Origin of the sequence: Bradyrhizobium sp. 1(2017) (assembly GCF_011602485.2) — a bacterium.
Lineage (GTDB): Bacteria > Pseudomonadota > Alphaproteobacteria > Rhizobiales > Xanthobacteraceae > Bradyrhizobium.
Genome location: NZ_CP050022.2, coordinates 5,103,498 through 5,124,293 on the forward strand (window position 1 = coordinate 5,103,498; position 20,796 = coordinate 5,124,293).

Annotated in this window: 24 protein-coding genes; 11 read left to right on the top strand and 13 right to left on the bottom strand. The window is 64.9% G+C overall.

All coding sequences use genetic code 11. The features are described from left to right. The first annotated feature begins 186 nt into the window (after window positions 1–186). Window positions 187–441, top strand: a complete 255-nt coding sequence (locus HAP40_RS24295; RefSeq protein ID WP_166815362.1) for a hypothetical protein — start codon at window positions 187–189, stop codon at window positions 439–441. 15 nt (window positions 442–456) lie between these two features. Here the strand turns inward: HAP40_RS24295 and HAP40_RS24300 are convergent, their stop codons facing one another. The 4 genes from HAP40_RS24300 to HAP40_RS24315 form a co-directional block, all read right to left on the bottom strand. Further along, a complete protein-coding gene (locus HAP40_RS24300; RefSeq protein WP_166815361.1) occupies window positions 457–699 on the bottom strand; it encodes a DUF6719 family protein in 243 nt (80 codons plus the stop codon). A 251-nt stretch (window positions 700–950) separates the two neighbouring features. Further along, complete coding sequence (locus tag HAP40_RS24305) at window positions 951–1,658, bottom strand: outer membrane protein (protein ID WP_166815360.1); 708 nt, start codon at window positions 1,656–1,658, stop codon at window positions 951–953. A 287-nt stretch (window positions 1,659–1,945) separates the two neighbouring features. After that, window positions 1,946–2,368: a hypothetical protein gene (locus tag HAP40_RS24310; RefSeq protein WP_166815359.1), complete on the bottom strand. Its 423-nt coding sequence runs from the start codon at window positions 2,366–2,368 to the stop codon at window positions 1,946–1,948. Window positions 2,369–2,585: 217 nt separating this feature from the next. Further along, a complete protein-coding gene (locus HAP40_RS24315) occupies window positions 2,586–2,954 on the bottom strand; it encodes a His-rich protein BRANT (protein ID WP_166815358.1) in 369 nt (122 codons plus the stop codon). Between the two features lie 250 nt (window positions 2,955–3,204). Here HAP40_RS24315 and HAP40_RS24320 point away from each other — a divergent pair, with 250 nt between their 5' ends. After that, window positions 3,205–3,747 carry a tetratricopeptide repeat protein gene (locus HAP40_RS24320; RefSeq protein ID WP_166815357.1) on the top strand — a complete coding sequence of 181 codons (543 nt, stop codon included), beginning with the start codon at window positions 3,205–3,207 and terminating at the stop codon, window positions 3,745–3,747. A 126-nt stretch (window positions 3,748–3,873) separates the two neighbouring features. Beyond that, entirely contained in the window at window positions 3,874–5,262 is a 1,389-nt protein-coding gene (locus HAP40_RS24325; RefSeq protein WP_166815356.1) for a serine hydrolase domain-containing protein, read from the top strand. Here the strand turns inward: HAP40_RS24325 and HAP40_RS24330 are convergent. Continuing rightward, on the bottom strand, window positions 5,249–6,805 hold the full coding sequence (locus HAP40_RS24330) for a S10 family peptidase (protein WP_166815355.1): 1,557 nt from the start codon (window positions 6,803–6,805) through the stop codon (window positions 5,249–5,251). The genes HAP40_RS24325 and HAP40_RS24330 overlap by 14 nt on opposite strands. A gap of 251 nt (window positions 6,806–7,056) precedes the next feature. Between HAP40_RS24330 and HAP40_RS24335 the strand changes: the two genes are divergently transcribed. The 3 genes from HAP40_RS24335 (at window position 7,057) to HAP40_RS24345 (ending at window position 9,087) form a co-directional block, all read left to right on the top strand. Then, window positions 7,057–7,836 (top strand): NAD kinase, encoded by a 780-nt coding sequence (locus HAP40_RS24335; protein ID WP_166815354.1) that lies wholly within the window; start codon window positions 7,057–7,059, stop codon window positions 7,834–7,836. Window positions 7,837–7,934: 98 nt separating this feature from the next. After that, a complete protein-coding gene (locus HAP40_RS24340) occupies window positions 7,935–8,480 on the top strand; it encodes a response regulator (RefSeq protein ID WP_008549760.1) in 546 nt (181 codons plus the stop codon). Between the two features lie 28 nt (window positions 8,481–8,508). Continuing rightward, on the top strand, window positions 8,509–9,087 hold the full coding sequence (locus HAP40_RS24345) for an Hpt domain-containing protein (protein ID WP_166815353.1): 579 nt from the start codon (window positions 8,509–8,511) through the stop codon (window positions 9,085–9,087). Between the two features lie 175 nt (window positions 9,088–9,262). Here the strand turns inward: HAP40_RS24345 and HAP40_RS24350 are convergent, their stop codons facing one another. From HAP40_RS24350 to folE, 4 genes are all read right to left on the bottom strand, one after another. After that, a complete protein-coding gene (locus HAP40_RS24350) occupies window positions 9,263–10,438 on the bottom strand; it encodes a DUF2336 domain-containing protein (protein ID WP_166815352.1) in 1,176 nt (391 codons plus the stop codon). 289 nt (window positions 10,439–10,727) lie between these two features. Continuing rightward, window positions 10,728–11,789 carry a transglycosylase SLT domain-containing protein gene (locus tag HAP40_RS24355; protein ID WP_166819386.1) on the bottom strand — a complete coding sequence of 354 codons (1,062 nt, stop codon included), beginning with the start codon at window positions 11,787–11,789 and terminating at the stop codon, window positions 10,728–10,730. A 184-nt stretch (window positions 11,790–11,973) separates the two neighbouring features. Then, window positions 11,974–12,396, bottom strand: a complete 423-nt coding sequence (hisI, locus tag HAP40_RS24360) for a phosphoribosyl-AMP cyclohydrolase (RefSeq protein WP_166815351.1) — start codon at window positions 12,394–12,396, stop codon at window positions 11,974–11,976. Between the two features lie 83 nt (window positions 12,397–12,479). Further along, a complete protein-coding gene (gene folE, locus HAP40_RS24365; protein ID WP_166815350.1) occupies window positions 12,480–13,160 on the bottom strand; it encodes a GTP cyclohydrolase I FolE in 681 nt (226 codons plus the stop codon). A 235-nt stretch (window positions 13,161–13,395) separates the two neighbouring features. Between folE and HAP40_RS24370 the strand changes: the two genes are divergently transcribed. Further along, complete coding sequence (locus tag HAP40_RS24370) at window positions 13,396–13,851, top strand: iron-sulfur cluster assembly scaffold protein (protein WP_166815349.1); 456 nt, start codon at window positions 13,396–13,398, stop codon at window positions 13,849–13,851. Window positions 13,852–13,868: 17 nt separating this feature from the next. On the opposite strand, the gene HAP40_RS24375 is transcribed toward HAP40_RS24370, so the two are convergent. Further along, window positions 13,869–14,777, bottom strand: coding sequence for a hypothetical protein (locus tag HAP40_RS24375; protein ID WP_166815348.1), 909 nt, complete (start codon window positions 14,775–14,777; stop codon window positions 13,869–13,871). Window positions 14,778–15,018: 241 nt separating this feature from the next. Here HAP40_RS24375 and yidD point away from each other — a divergent pair, with 241 nt between their 5' ends. Both yidD and HAP40_RS24385 read left to right on the top strand, forming a co-directional pair. Then, a complete protein-coding gene (gene yidD, locus HAP40_RS24380; protein ID WP_166815347.1) occupies window positions 15,019–15,357 on the top strand; it encodes a membrane protein insertion efficiency factor YidD in 339 nt (112 codons plus the stop codon). A gap of 109 nt (window positions 15,358–15,466) precedes the next feature. Beyond that, a complete protein-coding gene (locus tag HAP40_RS24385) occupies window positions 15,467–15,676 on the top strand; it encodes a hypothetical protein (RefSeq protein WP_166815346.1) in 210 nt (69 codons plus the stop codon). Here the strand turns inward: HAP40_RS24385 and HAP40_RS24390 are convergent, their stop codons facing one another. Further along, the gene (locus tag HAP40_RS24390; protein WP_166815345.1) at window positions 15,677–16,891 is read right to left on the bottom strand and encodes a hypothetical protein; all 1,215 of its coding nucleotides are present in this window, start codon (window positions 16,889–16,891) and stop codon (window positions 15,677–15,679) included. It abuts the gene before it with no gap. 2 nt (window positions 16,892–16,893) lie between these two features. After that, window positions 16,894–18,261: an APC family permease gene (locus tag HAP40_RS24395; protein WP_166815344.1), complete on the bottom strand. Its 1,368-nt coding sequence runs from the start codon at window positions 18,259–18,261 to the stop codon at window positions 16,894–16,896. Between the two features lie 333 nt (window positions 18,262–18,594). On the opposite strand from HAP40_RS24395, the gene HAP40_RS24400 reads away from it, so the two are divergent. Continuing rightward, a complete protein-coding gene (locus HAP40_RS24400; RefSeq protein WP_166819385.1) occupies window positions 18,595–19,914 on the top strand; it encodes an alpha/beta hydrolase in 1,320 nt (439 codons plus the stop codon). 164 nt (window positions 19,915–20,078) lie between these two features. Next, window positions 20,079–20,420: a GrlR family regulatory protein gene (locus tag HAP40_RS24405; RefSeq protein ID WP_166815343.1), complete on the top strand. Its 342-nt coding sequence runs from the start codon at window positions 20,079–20,081 to the stop codon at window positions 20,418–20,420. On the opposite strand, the gene HAP40_RS24410 is transcribed toward HAP40_RS24405, so the two are convergent. Then, window positions 20,417–20,794, bottom strand: a complete 378-nt coding sequence (locus tag HAP40_RS24410) for a hypothetical protein (RefSeq protein WP_166815342.1) — start codon at window positions 20,792–20,794, stop codon at window positions 20,417–20,419. The two genes, HAP40_RS24405 and HAP40_RS24410, sit on opposite strands and share 4 nt — an antisense overlap. Window positions 20,795–20,796 lie beyond the last annotated feature (2 nt).

The following is a 20,796-nucleotide window of genomic DNA, read 5'->3' on the forward strand; positions in this document are numbered from 1 at the left end:
TCGCTCGTCATGGCCAAAAACATCCGCTGATTCCGGCCGATGAGTCCCAGGGATTCTTTTTTTCGGGATTCAGGACTCGTTAAGGACTCAGGGCGGGCCGCAATCGATCACGGTTCCGTGATCGACATTGGGGCGGAACCCCTTACCCCGCGAACTCGTTGAATGGCTTTCTTGGAGCGGGAAGAAATGCCCTACGCCCTGTTCTGCAACGACGCCCAGATCAGCAAGGCCTATCCTGATGAATCCGACGTCTGGAAGCTCGCGCAGCGAAGCGGGCTCGTCGTGGACATGATCGCGGACGACGAGCGGACAGGACCGCGCCGGGTGCTGGACAATGATTACGAGATCGCGCCCTGCCAGCTGGCCCAAGGCGAGGATCCCGCCAAGAACAAGGCCGAAGCCGACCAGCAGTCGAGGATGGAGCTTGAGCTGAATTCCTGAGGTCCGACCCGGCGCTCAGGGCGTGGCGGCCACAAGCGAGGCCTGTTCTCCCGGCATAGGCACACAGGCCTTGCGGCGATGCAGCCCGCGAATCGCCCCGGTGACCTTCATCACCTTGCCCGACGGACAGGAGGCATCCTTGACGAAGGCCACCTCATAGGGCGCCAGCATCAGAGGCTCGGATTTAAGGATTGTCTGTGCAGAGCACGGCAAGCCGAAGGAGCACGAAAGCACCACTACCGACACAAGAATACGCATGTCCGTCGTCCCACCAGCCCGATAATTCTCATATAACGCGTTCCGGGGCGCGAGTTCCGTAAATTGCAAAAATTATTTTTGCTTTACCCCGGCCCCATGACGCGCGTGAGAAAGCGCGCCAGCGTCATTTGCAAGCAAATGACGCGCCAGATGGTTCACGCAAAGCAAACAATGGGTCGGCGGGCAAGAGCCCGGCAAACGAAAGGCCGGCGGGAGCCGGCCTTTGTCAGATCGTGGACGCTGGCGGTCGGTCAGTAGCGCGAGGCCGCCGGACCGCCCCAGCCGAACCGGTAGTTCACACCGACCTTGACGGTATGCTCGTCCTCCCGGCCGCGAACGCCGACGATGTCGGCCGGGCCGGAGGTGAAGGTGGTGCTGCCAAAGTTGTAATACTGGTACTCGGCCTTGGCCGACCAGCTCGGCGCGAACATGTATTCGAGGCCGGCGCCGACGGTGTAGCCGTCCTTGCTGTTGCCGGTGGTGGTGAAGGCCTGCGGCACCCCGGCGATGTTCACGCCAAGACCGTTATTGCGCCAGGCATAACCGCCCTTGGCGTAGAGCAGCGTCGGTCCCCAGGTGTAGCCGATGCGACCGGTCACCGACCCGAGCTGGTCGGTATTGGACGTCACCTGCGTGCCCAGCGGGAACGTGACACCGTTGTTGTTGGTCGGCAGCCAGGAATACTGAGCCTCGATACCCACCACCCAGTTGGGCGCGAACTGGTAGTCGAAGCCTCCCTGCACGCCGCCGAGGAAGCGGGCGTCGCTCGACTGGAAGCTGCTGTCGCCGGCAAAGGCGCCGCCGACATGGCCGCCGATGTAGAAACCGGTCCAATTGTAAATCACCTGCGGCGGCGTATAGGCCGGCGCCTTGGTGTAAGGGCGCGGCTGCATGTCGGCCGCTGCGGCCGGTCCGGCCAACGCCAGCAGAGCGACTGCGCCCAGCAAAAACTTTTTCATAGTCATCCCCGTTCTTTCATAAACGACACTCAGGAAACAACGTGGCGTGAATTGGGTTGCTTCGCGACGATGCCGGAACGTTGATCGTTCGTGACTGTGACGGAGTGGCAACAACGCGATTTTGTTCCGTCCCGCCGCCCTGCGCCGACTGTTTTTGTCGTTTGCGCAAGGCTCGGCGTAACGATTTGTCGCAAGGCGAAACCACCTCGTTCAAAGCTCGCCAAAATGTGATCCAGCGGCTCCGGCAGCGCTCGTTCTAGCACCAATCGATGAAGGCCGGCTTTGGGCTATCGCGTCATCTTTTCCAGTTCCGGAAAGGGTGCGTAAACCGCGCCGGCGCAGAGCTCATTGGTGCGGTCGAGGACGCGGTCCGCCCGTCCGTTGACGAAGACGACGGCGCGTTCCCGCATGGCCTTGTAGCTGCCGTCGGACTCGCGCGGCGTAAAGCGGAGGCAGCTCACATAGAATTGCCGGCCTCCGACCTCGCGCTGCACCGGCTCGGCCATGCCGGCGTCCCGCACGCCCACCGGGTTGTTCAGATAGGTCCGCATCAAGGCCAGCGTGTCGCTGCGGAAATTGTCGGGGAACGGCTGCGGGCCTCCGGCCTGGGTCCCGCCCATCAGCGTCGGACGGTCACCGTCGCTGCCGAAACATGCCGCAAGCGCCAACGGCAACGCCAGGGTCACCGCACATCTCGCCAATCGCCCCACAGGCCCCGCTCTCCGCTCGATCAGACTCGAAGACGTTCTAGCCTCAAGCCTGCGCCAAGGGAATTCCGCCAAGGGAATTCGCTTGCAGCGGCGCAATAGCGCACCGGCCCGCCGCCGACACCTCGGCTTTCGCACGAGGCAGGACGAACGGACCGGGCCTGGATTCCGCACGCGGCGGCGGGGCAATGCCAGGGATGCCGCCGCGCGGGATCAGTCGTCAGTTGCGCTTGTCAGACGTCGCCGGCTTGGTCACGTCCAGCTGCGCCTTCTGCGACTGCTTTTCCGAGACCTGCTTGTCCTGGTGGCGATGCTTGCCAACGGTCTTGTGCTCGTCGGGCGTAGCGGCGGCGTTGGCGTTCATCGCGCTCGACTTGCTATCCGCCTTGACGTCGGCAGCCTTCGTGTCGGCCTTCGCATCGACCTTGGCGCCTGCATCCGGTTTGACGGCCGTGTTCGCCGCCTTGGTCTGGCTCTGGTCCGCCTTGATCGCAGGCGCAGTGGTGGTGGTCTTGCCGGCGTCCGTGGCGAAGGCCGGGGCTGCGATCACGGAAGCTGCGAGCAAGGCTGCGGAAATGGTCTTCAGCATGATGGTCTCCTCTTGGAAGGATCTCGAGGCGGCGCCCTCTCGCCCACCCTTCGATCGTGGGTGGGAGCCTAGGGGCTGCGCACTGAACCCGATCTGAAGGCCGTTGCAGGCTTCCGTTCATCTCGATGACAAGTTTGTCATCCGCTACGGGGCGAATAGATCGTGCGAAGCGGGAATGTTTTTGCACCCTGGGTGTTCCGGTCTTCGGGCAATCGTGTAGGATCGCCACGTTCCATACGGGAGAATTTAGATGCGCAAACTCTCAATGCTGCTGGTGCCGGGACTTGTCTCCATGACGCTGGCAGCCGGGCCGGTGCTGTCCAGCGCCTATGCCGCGGGCAGTGACTCGCCCTCGCCGCCGCCGAAGTCGGATAGCTCGCCAAAAAAATCGAAGAAGAAGAGCTCCTCCATCAGCGATCCCAAATTCCTCGCGGCCTATCGCACCGCCTACACTGCGATCTACGACAACCACGACTACACGGGCGCGATCGGCCAGCTGAAGTCGCTCAAACGCGACGACGTTGCCGACGTTGCGAACCTGATCGGCTATTCCTATCGCAAGCTCGGCGACTACCAGTCGTCGAAGGTCTATTACGAGCTGGCGCTGAAGGACGATCCCAACCACGTCCGCACCTGGCAGTATTACGGCCTCTGGCAGCTCGAGCAGGGCAACCGCGAACAGGCGCAATATCACCTGAACAAGATCGCCTCGCTCGCCGGCACCGACAGCTCCGAGTATCGCTCGCTGGCCGCGGCGCTCGACAAGCCGACCGGCGCGACGCTGGTCTACTGAGACGCCGGCCTGCCGAAACGTCGGGATCTTTGCACGAAGCGAACGGGCACAACCTTTGGGTTGTGCCCGTTCCGCATTCTCGGCTAGCTTCGCGCACCAAATCTTCCTCCCGCAAATCGGTGCGCAATGGACAAGTGGCTGCGATCCGCGATCGACTACATCGGCTCCTGGGTCGAATATCAGCTGACGACAATCCAGCAGCCGGGCGTCATCATCGCCTTCGCCCATCGCGGCGAGGTCGTCGCCGAGCACGCGTTCGGCCTCGCCAATCTCGACACGGGCGAGAAGCTCAGCCCGCGTCATCGCTTCCGCATCGCCTCGCATTCGAAGAGCTTCACGTCCGCCGGCATCATGAAGCTGCGCGAGCAACGCAAGCTTCGGCTCGACGATCCCATCGGTCAATATGTCGGCGGCCTCAATCCGGGCGTCGCCGAGACCACGATCGCGCAGGTGCTCTCGCACAGCGCTGGACTGACGCGCGATGGCGCCGATTCCGGCCAGTTCATCGACAGCCGTCCGTATCTGAACGCGGAGGAATTGCTCGCGGAGTTGAAGCTGCCGACCGCGATCGAGCCCGGCACGCGCTTCAAATATTCCAACCACGGTTTTGGCCTGATCGGCCTCGTGATCGAGGCCGTGACGAAGGAGCCCTACCCCGTCTGGATCAAGCGCGAGATCGTCGAGCCGGCCGGATTGCGTGAGACCGAACCGAATGCTCCGCTTCCCAAGGGTGCGCCGTTCGCGCGCGGCCATACCCGAAAGCTTCCATTCGGCGAGCGCTGCGTGATTCCGGGCGACAATCCCGCGCACGCAATGGCATCGGCCGCGGGCTTCGTCGCGACCGCCGGCGACACCGCCCGCTTCTTCGCGCAGCTGGCGCCCAATGCGAGAAAGAGCGTGCTCTCGGCCGCGAGCCGCCGCGAGATGACGCGGCACCATTGGCGCATTCCGCAGAGCTTCGAGGGCTATTACGGCCTCGGCGTCAATGCCGGCAAGACCGACGGCTGGGACTGGTTCGGCCATAGCGGCGGATTCCAGGGCTACATCTCCCGGACCTGCTCCATACCGTCTTGCGAACTCGCGATCAGCATCCTGAGCAACTCGATCGACGGCGCAGCGCCGTTCTGGATGGATGGTGCGATGCAGATCCTGCGCGTGCTCAAGACCCGCGGCGCGCCGGACCGGCGTGGGCGCGACTGGACCGGCCGCTGGTGGACGATCTGGGGTGCGACCGATTTCGTACCCGCGGGCAACCGCGTGCTCATCGCCAATCCGCAATTCAACAACCCGTTCATGGATGCCGCCGAGATCGAGGTCACCGGCCGCGACACCGGCAAGCTGGCCTGGGCCGGCGGCTACTCCAGCCACGGCGAGCCGGTCCGCCGCGTCCGCGACAAGCGCGGCAAGGTCAGTAGCATCTGGATCGCGGGTGCCAATGTGAAGCCCGAGCGCGTCGTGGCGGGCGAGATCGCTCGGAGATACAAGCCACGCAAGCGCCGGCCTACTCCCGGATGAGCGCCTCGACCTCACCGCGCAGCGCCTGCCGCGAGCCGTCGCGCGAATAGAACATGTGGCCGCCGGGATAAACGACGAATTTCACGCGCTGGGTCGCAAACGCCGGCAACTGGTCGAGCACCCGCTTGGATCCGAAATAGGGCGTGGCGAGATCGAACAGACCGTGCGCGACCAGCACGTTGAGCTTCGCATCGGTGGCGAGGATCTGGCGCAGCTCCGACACCGATTGCGGCGGGTTGAGGCCGCGGCCGAAATCCCAGTGACCTTCGACGGAGCCGTTCAGCACTTCATACGAGCCGTCCGGCCGCCAGTTGAGCTTGCGCGAGAGCACGTCGACCGCAGCGCTCGTCAGCGGCGCCTGGAGCGCATCGCCGGAAGGGTCGCCGAAGCGTGAGCTGCTGGAATCCGGATAGGGATCGAAGCCGCGCACGGAGGCATCGTAACGCCCCGTCACCTTGCCGTTCTTGCGGTCGAATTCGCGGCGGAATTCACCGACGTCGAAACGTCCGGCGAGCCTGCGGCTCACGGCTTGGTCGATGCCGGTGAGCTCGGCGACCTTGTCCGCGAGACGATTGGTCGCCTCCTTATCCGCCTCGCCCTTAACGAGGTCAGCCAGGAACTCACCGCGCGCGTATGCCTCGACATCGGCGAGATCGGCGCGCTTGACCGGTCCCTTGGCCTCCCGCGCCACCGCCACATAGCTCGGCAGCGTCGCGACATATTGCAGGAGGCTCGTGCCGGTGAACTCGCGGAAGTCGAACAGCGGCGAGACCAGGATCAATCCCCTGACGCCGACGCCTTGCTGGAGCTGCAGCTGGCGCACCACCTTCGGCCCGCGAATCCCGCCATAGCTCTCGCCCGCGACGTATTTGGGCGAGACCAGCCGGTCGTGCTTCTCGAGCCAGCGGCGGATCACGAGCGCGATCGCGTTGGCGTCGCCATCGACCGAATAGAATGATTTGCGCGCGTCCTCGCCGCTGGCGACGAAGCGGCTGTAGCCCGTGCTGACGGGATCGATGAAGACGAGATCGGTGAAGTCGAGCCAGGTCTCCGCGTTCGGCTTCACCTCCGGCGAGGCAGATGGCGACAACGCTTCGCCATCGATCGGCAACCGCCACGGCCCCGCGGAGCCGAACTGGAGCCACGCCGAGGACGCGCCGGGCCCGCCGTTGAACAGGAACGTCACCGGGCGCGTGGCGCGGTCCGCACCATCGAGCGCGTAGGACGTGTAGGCGATGTCGGCCAACGGCTCGCCCTTGCCGTCGAACACGCGGATCGAGCCGGCGGTCGCGGCGAAGTTGAGGGTGCGGCCCGGCAGATCGAGCGTCTGCTTCGTGGTCGAATCCGGCGGCAGGCGGTGCAGCTCGGCAGCCGGGGGCGAACTTTGCGCGCCGCTGCCGCGCCCGCCCTTCTGTCCGGCTGGCGCCGTCGTCTCCGCGCGCGGCTGCGGCGGATCATCCGCGCGCGCAAATCCTGCAAGCGCGAAAGCCGACACGGCCAGCACCAGGGTCGTGCGGCGGAACGCTTTCACATGCGTGGTCATGATCGTCCTCCCTGCCCGGCTGCGAGAGCCAGTGAAGGCCAGAGCCTAGCGGGGAATTGCGACGGATTGGGGGATCACCGGTCCGGCGCTGCCCGAACCGGCCGATCGGGCTCGAAACCACCCGGTTTTGTCCTCGACCCGGCAGTCGCCCGTTTGCCTTGAAGGGCGGTCGTCCTCGACAATCGAGGCCGACCTCGTATAGACGAGCCCGGCGGAACTTACTCGAGCCAGCGGCACCTGCCTGGGAAGCCATGACCAAGTCCTCGCGATACGACCGGATCGCCTTCGTCGCCAGCCCGAGCAGCGAGGCGCAGGCCGCCTTCGGCCAGCTCACCCGGGAGTACGGCAATTGCGACCCCAGGGAAGCTGACGTCGTCGTGGCACTCGGCGGCGACGGCTTGATGCTGCAGACGCTGCACCAGAACATGCGCACGGGAAAGCCGATCTATGGCATGCACCGCGGCACGGTCGGCTTCCTGATGAACGAATATTCGACGCACGATCTGCGCGCGCGGCTCGAAGCGGCGCATGAATCCGAGATCAATCCGCTCCTGATGCGCGCCACCGATGTCAACGACCGCGTCCACCTGCATCACGCCATCAACGAGGTCGCCCTGTTCCGGCAGACCTACCAGGCGGCGCGCCTGCGGATCCTGATCGACGAGCGCGAGCGCATGCCCGAATTGATCGCCGACGGCATCATGGTGGCAACCCCGGCCGGATCGACCGCCTACAACCTCTCGGCCCAGGGACCGATCCTGCCGATCAACGCCGCGCTGCTGGCGCTGACCCCGATCAGCGCCTTCCGCCCGCGCCGCTGGCGCGGCGCGCTGCTGCCCAACACCGCCTATGTCGTGATCGAGGTGCTGGAGGGCGACAAGCGCCCGGTGGCGGCGGTCGCCGACCACGACGAAGTGCGCGACGTCCGCCGCGTCGAGGTCCTCTCGGACAAGACCATCTCGATGCGGATGCTGTTCGACCCGGGTCACAGCCTGGAAGAGCGGATATTGCGCGAGCAGTTCGGCTACTGAGCCGCGCCGTCCCGCCCTACCGAAAGGCCGATCGCAACCCTTCGTTAACCCCCGCCACGATATGGTTAACGAAGATTGACCGCTTCGGCCCGGGCGCCATGTTCCGCATCGACTTCAACAAGCTGCGCTTTCTCGTCTGCGACGACAATCCGCACATGCGCCGCATCCTGCGGACGCTGCTGCATTCGTTCGGCGCACGCGAAGTCTACGAGGCCGAGGACGGCGCCACCGCGCTGGAAATGTACAGCCATTACGTGCCGGACATCGTCATCACCGACTGGGCGATGCCGATCTTCGACGGGCTCGAGCTCGCTCAGATGATCCGGCAGCCGGAGTCGAAGGGCAACCCTTACGCGCCCATCATCATGCTGACCGGTCATTCCGAGAAGCGCCGCGTGACGGTCGCGCGCGATGCAGGCGTCACCGAATTCCTGGCCAAGCCGATCTCGGCCAAGGGGCTCTATCAGCGCATCCTCAACGTGGTCGCCAATCCCCGCCCCTTCATCAAGACCAAGACCTATTTCGGCCCGGACCGGCGCCGCAACACCAACTCCGCCTATATGGGGCCGGAGCGCCGCGTCGGCGAAAAGCACGAGGTGCTGCAGCAGCCCTCGCTGCTCGACAAGGCCCGCTCCTCCATCTAGCGCAACGTCTTCAGACGAGGCAGGCATCATGGCGAAGAACAGCGCAAAGGACATCGAGGTCACGGCCTTCGCCACGCATCACGTGATCACGCAGCCCAATCCGCTGCGCAAGGTTCTGCGCCGGGTCGAGGAAAAGGACATGGACGATCCGGTCGCCCGCGCCGAGCAGGCGCTGGCGGGCCTGTCCGGCGAGTTCAAGGACTGGATGACGATCGAGGTCCAGAGACTGTCCGCCGCCTGGACTGCCGTGCAGCAGGACGGCTTCGGCAAGAAGCTGCGCGACGAGCTGTTTCACGCCGCCCACGACATCAAGGGCGATGCGGCGACGTTCGGCTTCCCGTCGGCAGCGGGAATCTCCGAGAGCCTGTGCCGTGTCATCGAGCATGCCCCGGATCTTTCGAAGGTGCCGGCCGAGCTGTTCACGCACCACATCAACGCGATCCTCGCCATCGTGCACGAGAACACCAGGCTCGACAGCATCAGCGTCTCCGCCGAGCTCAGCCGGCGCCTGCGCAAGGTCGCCGACGAATACCTTGCCCACGTCAACCGCGACCGCCCCGAGCATCTCGAGGTGATCCTGGCACCGAGCATCGCGCCGGCGGATTAGGGTCCAGCGCTCTCCGCGCGTCATTGCAAGCGCAGCGAAGCAATCCAGACTGTCCTCGCGGCAGGATTTCTGGATTGCTTCGCTGAGCCTGTCATCGGGCCGCGCTCCGCGCGGACCCGGTGGCTCGCAATGACGGAGGTTGTGTCTTCCGGTCTACCCTGTCGCGGGCTTTGAATTACGCCGCGATCAGATCGTCGTAAATCGGATCGATCGCATCGTCCGCGACGACTTCGTCGCAGAACAATCGCGCCTCTTCGCGCGCGGATTCGGTGGCGAAGCGGCGGAGCAGGACCATCAGCGGCTCGGCGGCGCCGCGATCGGTCTCGCAATGGGTGAGCACGCGCTCGACCATGCGCCGGCGCAGCCGCGCCGCACCGTCGTCGCTGTCGACGAACCCCTGCTCGTGGCAGGCATCGAGCGCGACCTGGAATGCGGCGAACGTCGCCTCGGGCAGCCCGGCGCGGCGGAGCAGCGCGTGCAGGCTGTTGCCGCCGCGATCGTGCAGCAGCGCGGAGACGCGCGCGAGCGGTAAATCGGCGAGCTCGGCGAGCGCCGCATCGAACAGATCGAGATTGCTCGACAGCAGTGCGCGCAGGATCAGGCCGGCGGTGAGCTGGCCGGTGACACGCAAATGATGCACCAGGTCCTGCATGTCATCGCCGCGCGAGCGCGCCGCGATGTTCATGGTGGAGCGGTCGCGTGCCTCTGTCGTCATGCGCTCGGCGCGATCGGCGCTCAGCCAGTTGCGGGCCACGACGAACTGGGCCAGCGTCTCCGACAGCTTCGCCACCAGCGCCGCACGCGTTGCGGCCGGTAGCTCGTCCAGCACCAGCATCGCCTCGCGGATCGCGGCGAGATGGCCGTGACGCTCGACGATGCGATTCCAGGAGAACGGCGCGAGCTCGGCATGGGGATTTTCGATCAGCTCAAGCGCAGCAGCCGCACAGCCGACCTCGGCAATGGCCGCGCAGACCGGGACGGGCAGCGCGATCCGGCGGGCGACCGCGCATTGCACCTCGTCGTTGCCGGTCGCGACGATGTCGACGAGATCGGCATCGATCAGCAGCGGAGAATGTTCGAGCACGGGCAGCGCGACCGTCGGCTGATCCGCCGACAGCGCCCGCACGATTGCGGCCGGCGCATCAACACTGCGCGCAAATGCCTCGGCCATCGCCTGCCGCACCAAGGGCGAGGGATCGTCGAGCAACATCAGAAGCGCGCCTTCGGCGGCGACGCGGTCGTCGTGGGATAGATCCGAGATCAGCCAGGCGCGGGCCAATGCCCGCGTCGCCTCGGCCCGCTCGCCGGCAGACGCCGTCCTGATCCAATTAATGAACTGCCGAACAATCATGCTGCTTCCGGCTTACACAACAAACGAAATTGGTGACGGCTCGTCACCTGCAACACAAAATAAACCACGACGCTTAACAAAGCGTTCACCATAACTGGCTGGTATTATTGACGTTTTGTTAAGGGAACAACGCCGCTGGCTACACGTGCCCCGGACGCGGCGCACCGCTCCTTCGGCGATGCGCTGCAGAGCCGGGGCCTGGCTTCAACGGAGGACTTGCGGCGGCACGGGTCCCGGCTCTGCGCAACCGCGCCTCACGCTGCAGCGCGTCGGGGACACAAGACCTCGGCTAGCTCGAGAACGTACCGCTGCGATCGCTGAAGAGATCGAGCGGCTGCGGCGGCCGCACATCCGGCGTTGCCGAGGCGACTGACGTCAGCGAGGCGTTGTTGCCCCACAATTTCTGCACGGTGGTCGAGACCGGCTGCGTGGCGTCGCCGGGCTGATAGATTGAACGAAACACCGGCGTGCTCGGCGCATTGTCCGCGAGCGTCGCTGGCGCCGACGCCTCGACGGGCGTCACCGCGTGCGTGTTCGGAAAGCTCTGGAGATAGGCGGCGTTGTCGATCACCGGCGCGGTGGGCTGCGCGCCATTGGCACTCGCGACCTGCGTGGTCGAGGGCGTGTCGCCATACATCGCCATCGCGCTGCGCGTCGATTTCGCGTTTGCCGCGCTGGCGTAGCGCGCATCCAGCACCGAATAGACTTCCGAGACGCTGCGGGCGCGGCCGTCCTGGGCGTAGAAGATCGAACGGTTGGCGGCGGCTGCGTTGGGGAACAGCCGCGCGCCGGCCGCTTGCGGATTGTCCTCGGCATTGGCGATCAGCTTCGCCGCTCCGCCGACGCCCATGAAATGGGCCATGTAGAGTTCGCTGTCGCTCGGCCTGCGCCCGAGCAGGCCGGTGAGCTTGAAGCTGTTCGACTGCGTCAGCGCCGCCGCCATGCTCGATGCCGCCTCCGGATCATCGCGCAGCTTCATGATCGACCGCTTCTTCAGGGGATCATCGACGGTGTAGGTGCCCGACGAAGTCCTGGTGATGGCGTCGGCATAGCTGCCATAGCCGAGCTGCGCGCCGGCTTCCTTCACCGTGCCGAGCCAGGTCTGGTCAATGAACTGATAGAGCCCCTGCGCGGACGAGGTGGTGGCAGCGGCCGTCGGATTGAAGTCCGATTCCATTTTAGCCGTGGTCAGCATGTACTGGAAGCTGACGCCGGAAATGTTCGACGCCTGCTTGATGGCACCGGCGACGCGTGCGCGCGTCGGGTCGAGCCCGGCCGTCCGCGTCGCACTGAAATTGTCGACCGACATGTTGAGGTGCCCGCCCCGCACGGCGTTGAGCGGCGCCGGCAATTCGGCGCCCTGTCGTCTCACCGTGGGACAAGTATGGTTAATGCGGGGTTAATTGGGCAGCAGCTCCCACTCCGAGTCATTCCGGGGCATCGCGCAGCGATGAGCCCGGAATCCATTCCACCGCACGTGATGCCGCGCGATGGATTCCGGGCTCGCGCTACGCGCGCCCCGGAATGACAGTTTGCTATTTCTTGTAAACCGCGTCCGGATCGAACAGCCGCTCCGCATCGGCGAAGACCAGCTTCGCTCCCCCGCCCTCGGCCTCGACCTTGCGATAGAAGCACGACCGTCGGCCGGTGTGGCAGGCCGCGCCGATCTGCTCGACGCGGATCCAGACCGCATCCTGGTCGCAATCGGTACGCATCTCGACCACGCGCTGGGTCTGACCTGAGGTCTCACCTTTTCGCCACAAGGCATTGCGCGAGCGGCTGAAGTACCAGGCCTCGCCCGTCGCGACCGTCTTGCGCAGCGCCTCCTCGTTCATGTGGGCGACCATGAGCACGTCGCCGGTGGCAACGTCGGTCGCGACGCAGGTCACAAGGCCGATCGCGTCGAACCTGGGCAGGAAGGTGAGACCTTCCTCGATCTCATGGGAGTGAGCGGACACAACGACCTCGCCAGAGCACGATCCGGAAAAGTGCAACGCGGTTTTCCGGAAGGATCGTGCTCAAGAAATGAAACCTCGCGAGGTCAGCGCTGCAGGCCTCGCACCAGGGACAGGAAACGGGCCTGCTCCGCCGGATTATCGCGGAACATGCCGGTGAAGCGGCTGGTGAAGGTGGAGGCGCCATGTTTGGCGACGCCGCGCACCGACATGCAGGTATGCTCCGCCTCGATCAGCACCGCGACGCCGCGAGGCTTGAGGACCTCGTCGATGGCGGCGGCGATCTGCGCCGTCAAATGCTCCTGAGTCTGGAGCCTGCGGGCGAAGATATCGGTCAGGCGCGCGAGCTTGGACAGGCCGACGACGCGCTCCACCGGCGTATAGGCGATATGCGCCTTGCCGTAGAACGGCATCATGTGATGCTCGCATTGCGAGGTGAACTCGATGTCGCGCACCAGCACGAAGTCATCATAGCCCGCCGTCTCGCCGAAGGTGCGGTCCAGGACCTCGGCCGGGCATTGGTGATAGCCCTGATAGAGCTCATCGAAGGCCTCGACGACGCGGCGCGGCGTGTCGAGCAGGCCCTCGCGCTCGGTGTTCTCGCCGATATAGGCGAGCAGCGTCTTCACCGCCGCTTCCGCCTCGGCGCGCGCCGGGCGCGGCTGGTCGGCACGGACGGCGGCCGCGAGGAATTCAGCGGGATCGAGCTCGGCCGGACGGATCTCGGGCTGCTTATTGGGGCGGATCGGCTTGATTGTAGCGTCCATGTCTACTCCGTTCGACGGCCTCAACGGCCGGAGTGTCACCGGCAGACGGGGCGGAAAGCCGCCGGACGCCTGAAGAGAACAACTGAACCCGGCGGAAGAAATCCTCACCACCAGCGCTGGCCACAGGGTCTGGGCCACCCCGCTGGACTGTTTTTCCGCAGGTTCCGACCCTATATAGGACCGTGGACGGCGCGCGCCAAGGCCGATCCGTGCGGAAGTGTTTGGACTCCATCACATGCTGAACGACATCTACAACAAGCGGATCATCGAACTGGCCGGGAATATTCCGCGCCTCGGGCGGCTGTCGGACCCCGACGCCTCCGCCACCGCCCATTCCAAACTGTGCGGCTCGACCGTGAAGGTCGACCTCAAGATGAACGGAGACACCGTCACGGACTTCGCCCATGACGTGAAGGCGTGCGCCTTGGGCCAGGCCTCTTCATCCATCATGGCAAGTCAAGTCGTCGGCTCGACTGCGAGCGAACTCCGTGAGTTACGCGAAACCGTTCGCAAGATGCTGAAGGAGAACGGCGCGCCTCCCGAAGGCAAATGGGAAGAGATCAAGTTCCTCGAGCCGGTCCGCGACTACAAGGCGCGGCACGCCTCGACGCTGCTCACCTTCGACGCCGTGGTCGATGCCATCGGTCAGATCGAGGCCAAGGCGAAGCAGCCGGCAACGGCGCAGGGCTGAGTCATTCCGGAGCGATGTTACTTCTGCTGCGCCGGCGTTGCCGGTGCCGCCACGCCACCCGTCGGCACCAAGGCTTCCGCGGTCTTGGTCGATTTGGCAGGCTGCGTCTGCTCCGGTTCCGCGCCGAACCTTGCCTGCGTCTTCGGTGCAAGCTCCGCCATCGCGGGCGCGGAAATGTCCACGTGAGGCAGCACGTCGGCCATGAGGTCCGTCGTCACGAGATTGGTGAGCTTGAGCTCGCCGGAATCCAGCTGGTGCAAATCTTCCCACGGCGGCACGCTGAGCGCGAGCGACAGCAGATCGCCGGTGCCGCCCATATCGAATGTGTATTTGGCGAGCCGGCCGATGTCGCGTTCCACGATCATCAGGTCCTGCGCGGTGTAGCTCGCAGCCCTCGCATCGTCGGCGCGATCGCCCATCCAGATCTGGTGAACCCGGACATGGGCGGCGTCCGGCACATAGCGCTTCTTGCCGGCCAGCAGCAGGAACACGCACATGGATTCGCAATAGGCCTCGGGCGCGACCGCCGGACGGGCGCCTTGCCCGCCGCGGTTCTGGACGCTGATGCCGACAGTCGTCAGGAGGCCGAGATTGCGGAAGCGCCGGCCGAGGGTGATCGCATCGTTGACCGAACCGCCGCTGGAATCGAGCACCACCGTGGCACCGCCGAGCTGGCGGCCGCGCGAAAACTCCTCGAAATCCTTCGGTGTATCGGCAGTAATGATGCCGACCGCGCTGACCCAGCCGCGGCAGTTCGGCTCGCAGGCGATCCAGCTGAACTTCATCGGGAGCTTGCGCTCTTCGAGAGCGCTCCCCGCGCGGGCCGACGACCCGAATGTCGCGACGGCGCCAGCCAGCACGACTCCACACACGGCGGTTCCCACCAACAACCAGCCGCGAAGGTTGAGCGACGTCAGGAGTTTCAAACTGATCCCTTCCCCAAGCCCATTGGCGCGATTATCCCCGCTTCGCGCTCGATGAGTCCATCATACAGTCGTATGTTTTCACGAGTGTCATGAAAATGGTATCCGGGGGAATACAGCTCGTCTACACGGACTTGCTGCAGTGCTCCCAAAAAGCACGTAAAATATGGCGCGAAAACAACACGTTGCAGTTCCCTGCGTCGGAACCGAGCAATGCGTCGCCCACCATCGCAGCAAAGCGCACATGAAGCATTCAGTCTGCGAGCACTGTTCCAATCCCGTCGCGGGCGCGCTCCGGCTGCCGCGCAGATTCGGCCGCGCGCTGATCTGGCTTTATCGGCACACGCTGTCGCCCCTGGTCGGCTACAACTGCCGGCACCTGCCGACCTGCTCCGTCTATGGCGACGAAGCGATCGAACGGTTCGGGCTCTGGGGTGGCGGATGGATGACGCTTGCGCGGCTGCTCCGCTGCCATCCCTTCGGCACGTCGGGCATCGACAACGTGCCGCTCACGCCGCCGCCGGGCGCCCGCTGGTATCTGCCCTGGCGCTACGGCCGCTGGCGCGGGGTCAACGCATCCTGAGTTTGCGGCGCTTCAGTTTGCTACGGCGCTTGACGCGTCGCTGTCCCGACCGGAACCGGAACCAGCGCCTCGCGTTGAGGTGATGCTCCCCCACTGGGAGGAAACAACAATGCGCTGGAAAATCAGCCCTCATTTTCCCTTCGCGCCCGGGCAACATCCCGGTCGCAGAGGTCATCACGACCCCAGGACCATCGATCTGCTGGTCATCATCGCCCTCCTCCTGCTGATCCTCGGCTCGGGCTGGTATCTGTCGACGAGCCTTGCGACGCCCCCGAGCACGACGTCGTTCATCGTGCCGAGCCAGAGCGTGCACTGGTAGCTAGCGGAACCAGAAGAAGCGGCCGGACTGCGGCGGGATCGATTCCGGCGGGCGCGGCCGCTTCGGTCGCGGCGGCCTTGGCGGCGGCTCCGCGGACGAGGTCGCTTCCGCCGACGGCGCAGTCTCGCCGCCCGGCACTCTCACCGACAGCAGCAGGTTCGACTCATGCGTCCGCCAGCGATAGCCGACGCCGAAATCGATCGGCTGGGCGCGCGAGAACAACTCGGCGTAGCGCTCTTGATGGCGGCCCGGGAATTCGTCGATCGGACCGAGATAGCGGCCGAACGGGAAAAACCGCCATTGCCGTGCATTGTAGTTCGCAAGCGGAATGCCGGAATCGTCCTGGATGATGGTCGCGCTGTTGGTCAGCAGCCACTCGCGAGCGACGGTGAAGTCACTCTTGTGCAGGAGATAGGACGCGCTCTTGAGCAGGCTGTTGCCGGGCCCGAGCGTCTCGCAGAATTTCAGGAATCCCGTGTTGCGCGCGCCGGCATTGGAGAGATCGGTCGAGAAATAATACACCGTGCGCGCTTCGCCATCGCTGCCGGCGAAGGTGATGCGGACGCCGCGCGTCGCGTTCCGTCCCGGATTGTCGCCGCCGACATGTATCCCACCCTTGTCGTCGAGCGCGAGCATCTCGACGTTGCGGATGGTCATGCCGGAACGGGCGAGGAAGACATAGAGGATTGGCAGCGTGCCCTTGACCTGGTTGGCGTGCAGGTCGACCTTCATCTGCTTGGTGATGAAGAAGGAGAAACTCAGGATCGAGCCGAGCGAGCGCTCGACATTGTAGAGCGCAGCGCCGACCGAACCGCGCGGCAGCCGCGTCAGGTCGGGCACCGCGCCGACCGGCTCGAGCGCGCCGAGCACGTAGGTGCTGGCCTTGGCGTAGAAGGTGTTGGCGTAGAGGAAATCCGGACCACTGAACAGGTAGAACATGGTGGGCCGGGGCGCGGCGAGATTGACGTCGGCCCAGCTGCGGATCTTCGAGAGCTGCCGCTGCTCGAGCTGGGCGAAAGCGCCGTCGAAAAATTTCGCGTGGCGCTGCCAGCCCGGGTCCTTGGTGAGCGGCACCAGCGGCGAGTCCGCCGAAGGGTGCATGCCCGCAAGGAAGCGCGCGGTGTCGTCGAAGGTGACCTCCGCGGCATGCGTGGACGAGACGACCGCAGCCAGCAGGGTAAGGGCGACGGCCGCAGTTCTGAAGGGACTGAGCATGTCTATTCGCAATGTGGTGAAGCGGCCGCGGCGACCGGCCGCCTGCGGAACACAGCATAAATCAACAGGCCCGAGAGCATGACGAGCATTCCCGACAGCGACTGCACCGGCCGCTCGGTCAAGAGGTAGTACATCATGAACGCCGTCACGAGCAGGAAAACGAGCGGCGTGAACGGGTATCCCCAGGCGCGATAGGGCCTGGGCAGGTCCGGATCGGTGATGCGCAGCTTGATGACGCCCGCGACGGTGAAGAACGAGCAGAACAGCAGCGCGAACTGGATGAAGTCGAGCACCGCCTCGAAGCTGCGCGTGAACAGCAGCAGGGTCGCGACGGCGAGCTGAAACAGGATGGCATAGGCCGGCGCCCCGTTCGCCGACCTCTGCGAGAACACGCGCAACGCCGGAATGTCCTCGCCCATCGTCATCATCACGCGCGGGCCGATCCACATCATCGCGCTGATCGAGGAGACCAGGCCGACGCAGATCATCGCACCGACGATCCGGCCGCCGAGTTCGCCGAATATGGCGCTGCCGGCGACGCTGGCGACGTCGAGCTGGCCGGCCAGCTCACCGACCGGCGTCGAATAGAGGAACACCGCATTCAGCGCGACGTACAGGACGAGCACGATCAGCGTGCCCACGAGCAACGCGCGCGGCAGGCTGCGCTGCGGCGCGTTCATCTCGCCGATGATGTAGGTCGCGGCATTCCACCCCGAGAACGAATACATCACGAAGACGAGCCCGATCGCGAAGGGCGCGCTGACGATGTGGACAAGATCGCCCGGCTGCGGCGTGAAGGCGATCTGCTGCGGCACGCCGATCGCGAAGCCGGCCACCAGGAAGGCGACGATCAGCACGACCTTCAGAATCGTCGAGATCAGCTGGAACGTCGCGGAGTGCCTGACGCCGGTCAGTTGCACCAGCGAGACCAGCCACACCACGCCGATGGCGAGCGGGATCGGCGGCAGATCGGGCAGCACCGATTTGGCGTATTCGCCGAACGCCATCGCCGCGAGCGCGACCGGCGCCGCAAACCCCACCGTCGCGGAAACCCAGCCGGCGAGAAAGCCGAAGGCGGGATGATAGGCGCGGCCGAGGAAATTGTACTCGCCGCTCGAGCGCGGAAACATCGCGCCCAATTCGCTGTAGGAGAACACCCCGCACAGCGCGACGATGCCGCCGACGGTCCAGAGCAGCAGGATCGAGAAGCCGGACGGGATGTCCTTGACCTGGAAGCCGAGGCTGGTGAAGACGCCGACCCCGATCATGTCGGCAACGACGATGGCCGTTGCGACCGGAACGGAGATTCGCGCCCCGCTTCCAGTCAGCCGGCCAGTCCAGGGCGCGGTACCCGCATCTGATCCCGTCATCGGGGTCCTCAAGCCTCAGGCGTCACACCTCGTGGGAGGCATCGTCCTGATTGAACCAGTCAATTCAAGCAGGGTTAACAAGGGTTAAATGAGGCGGTCCAAACGGGTATTTTGACACCTTTGTGCTTGGTCTTCGGCCATATACCTCCACAAGCCCCGTACAATCCCGCTCTCCTCCCCACAATCAGGACACGATTGCATGGTCCCTTTGAGCGTTCCGGACGTGGGGAAGTTTCTCCGGACGCTTAACGTCACCTAAACGCCAGTCGGCTCAATTGACTAGAAACTGCCGATAGACGTGACTTGATGGATGTCACTTGGGGTCAGGGGTGGATGGTCGGGGCCGTTCCGAAATTGAGAGCTGACACGCGTGCCGCCCGGACAAGGTCCGGCACGCGTGTTCTCATGCTCCGGGTCGGTCTGGTCTCAGCCCTGGTGCCGCTGTCGCTGACGCTGGTTCAGTGCGGCAAGGCGCCCAATCCGGCGGCGCTCGCGGCGAACTCGCAGGCCAACGTGCAGGTGGTCGCAAAGACAAACACGCAGGTGGCGAGCGGCGACACCTTCGAGGATCGCTTCCCCGCCCCGCAGTTCAGGGAGCGTTTCCCCTCGGCGAGCGAAAGCTTGCTGCAACGGCAGATGTCGGACTTCTCGCCCAAGCGCGCCGTGCAACAGCCGCCGGAGCAGGCGCCCTACAAGGTGGCTTCGCTCGAGCCGCAGGTCCCCTACAAGCGGCCGCCCCGCGAGGACCTGACGACGCTTGTCAGCATGAAGTCGTCGGCCTTCCCCTATTTCGGCAACAACCCCGCCTCCGACGCCCCCTTCCTCAACATCTCCAAGGGGGACCGCCGCGGCCATCGCAGCTATTCGGGGCGCGTGTACTGGCAGGACGAGACCTACAGCGACAGCCGCGTGCTGGTGCACGTCCCCGAGCATTTCGACGTCCGCAAGCCGGGCGTGATCGTCGTGTTCTTCCACGGCAATGGCGCCACGCTCGAGCGTGACGTGCGCGACCGGCAGCTGGTGCCGAAACAGATCACCGATTCCGGCGCCAATGCCATCCTGCTGGCGCCGCAGATGGCGGTCGACGCCGCCGATTCCAGCGCCGGAAAGTTCTGGCAGGCGGGCGGCTTCAAGCGCTTCATGGAGGAATCTGCTGTCCACCTGGCCCGGCTCACCGGCGATCCCAACAGTGCGCGCGCCTTCGCCACCATGCCGATCGTGATCGTCGGCTATAGCGGCGGCTTCCTGCCGACGGCCTGGAGCCTGGAGGTCGGCGGCATCAGCGACCGCGTCCGCGGCGTCGTGTTGCTCGACGCGGTCTACGGCGAAATGGACAAGTTCGCCTCCTGGATCGAGAGCCACCGCTCCGGCTTCTTCGTCAGCGCCTACACCCGCTACACCGCGCGGCGCGATCGTGAGCTGATGAGCATGCTGCGGCAGAAGGGCATCAGCGTCTCCGAGGACATGGACGGGCCTTTGCGGCCCGGCAGCGTCGTGTTCGTGGAGACCGGCGAAGGCATTACGCATCGTGACTACGTGACGCGGGCCTGGACGCGGGATCCACTCAAGGACGTGCTGGTCAAGATGTCGGCAACGCCCGCGCTCGCGCTGACGCGCGTCGCGTCCACCAATCCATCCGCATCGAGCCGCTAGGCGCGATGTTTGCCGGCCGGTATCCGGCGGCAATGCCTACAATTCTCTCAGGCCTGGATGAAAATGTGATGTTGATGGCCGGCGTCCCCGGGAGCCAACGGATTGCTTCCGCCCGCAAGGCCCATAATTTGCCGGCCGAGTTGCGAATTCTGCGGGGACAGGCAGTGCGTGAGGGATTGTACAAGGCCGACTTCCACACGGTTCACGGAACCGGCTGCGGCATCATCTACGTGACCAATGGCAAGATGCGCGGCGGCAATTCCGCGTTCGCCTTCATCGGCACCTATTCGGGCCAAGGCGATACCATCAAGGTCAAGATCTCCACGCGGCGCTACAACGATGACCCGTCCTTCAAGGCCCTGTTCGGCGTCGATCGGATCACGCTGACGCTCACCGGCCGGGAGGACGGCGACACCGCGGAATTCGAAGGCAATGCGCTGCAGGTGCCGGGCGTTGCCTTCAGGGCCGTCTTGAGCCGGATCGCGACTGAGCGCTCCGATAGTTAGTTCTTGGGCAGCTTCGGAATGCTCTCGGCAAAGCCGTTGAAGCAGGCCAGCCGCTCGTCCTCTTCCTTGAAGAAACGGCAATCTGCATAGCCCTTGGCTTTCGCCGGCTTCGGCTTCGGCGCCGGCGGCATCACGGCGTCGTAGCAGTTGAGACGGTCCTTGGTGCCGTCATCGATTTCGAGGCAGGCCTGTAACCGCACCGCGATCGATTGCGGCTTGCCCTTCGGGGCGGCGGCGGGCTTGGCCTGGGCCTCTTTGATCCCCTTTGGCTGGACCTGCACCAGCGGCTTGTCCCCCACCATCGGTGGCTTGTCGGCTTGCGCAAATGCGGAGGCTGAATAGAGCACCGCGGCAACCGCCAGAATCATCCTCATTT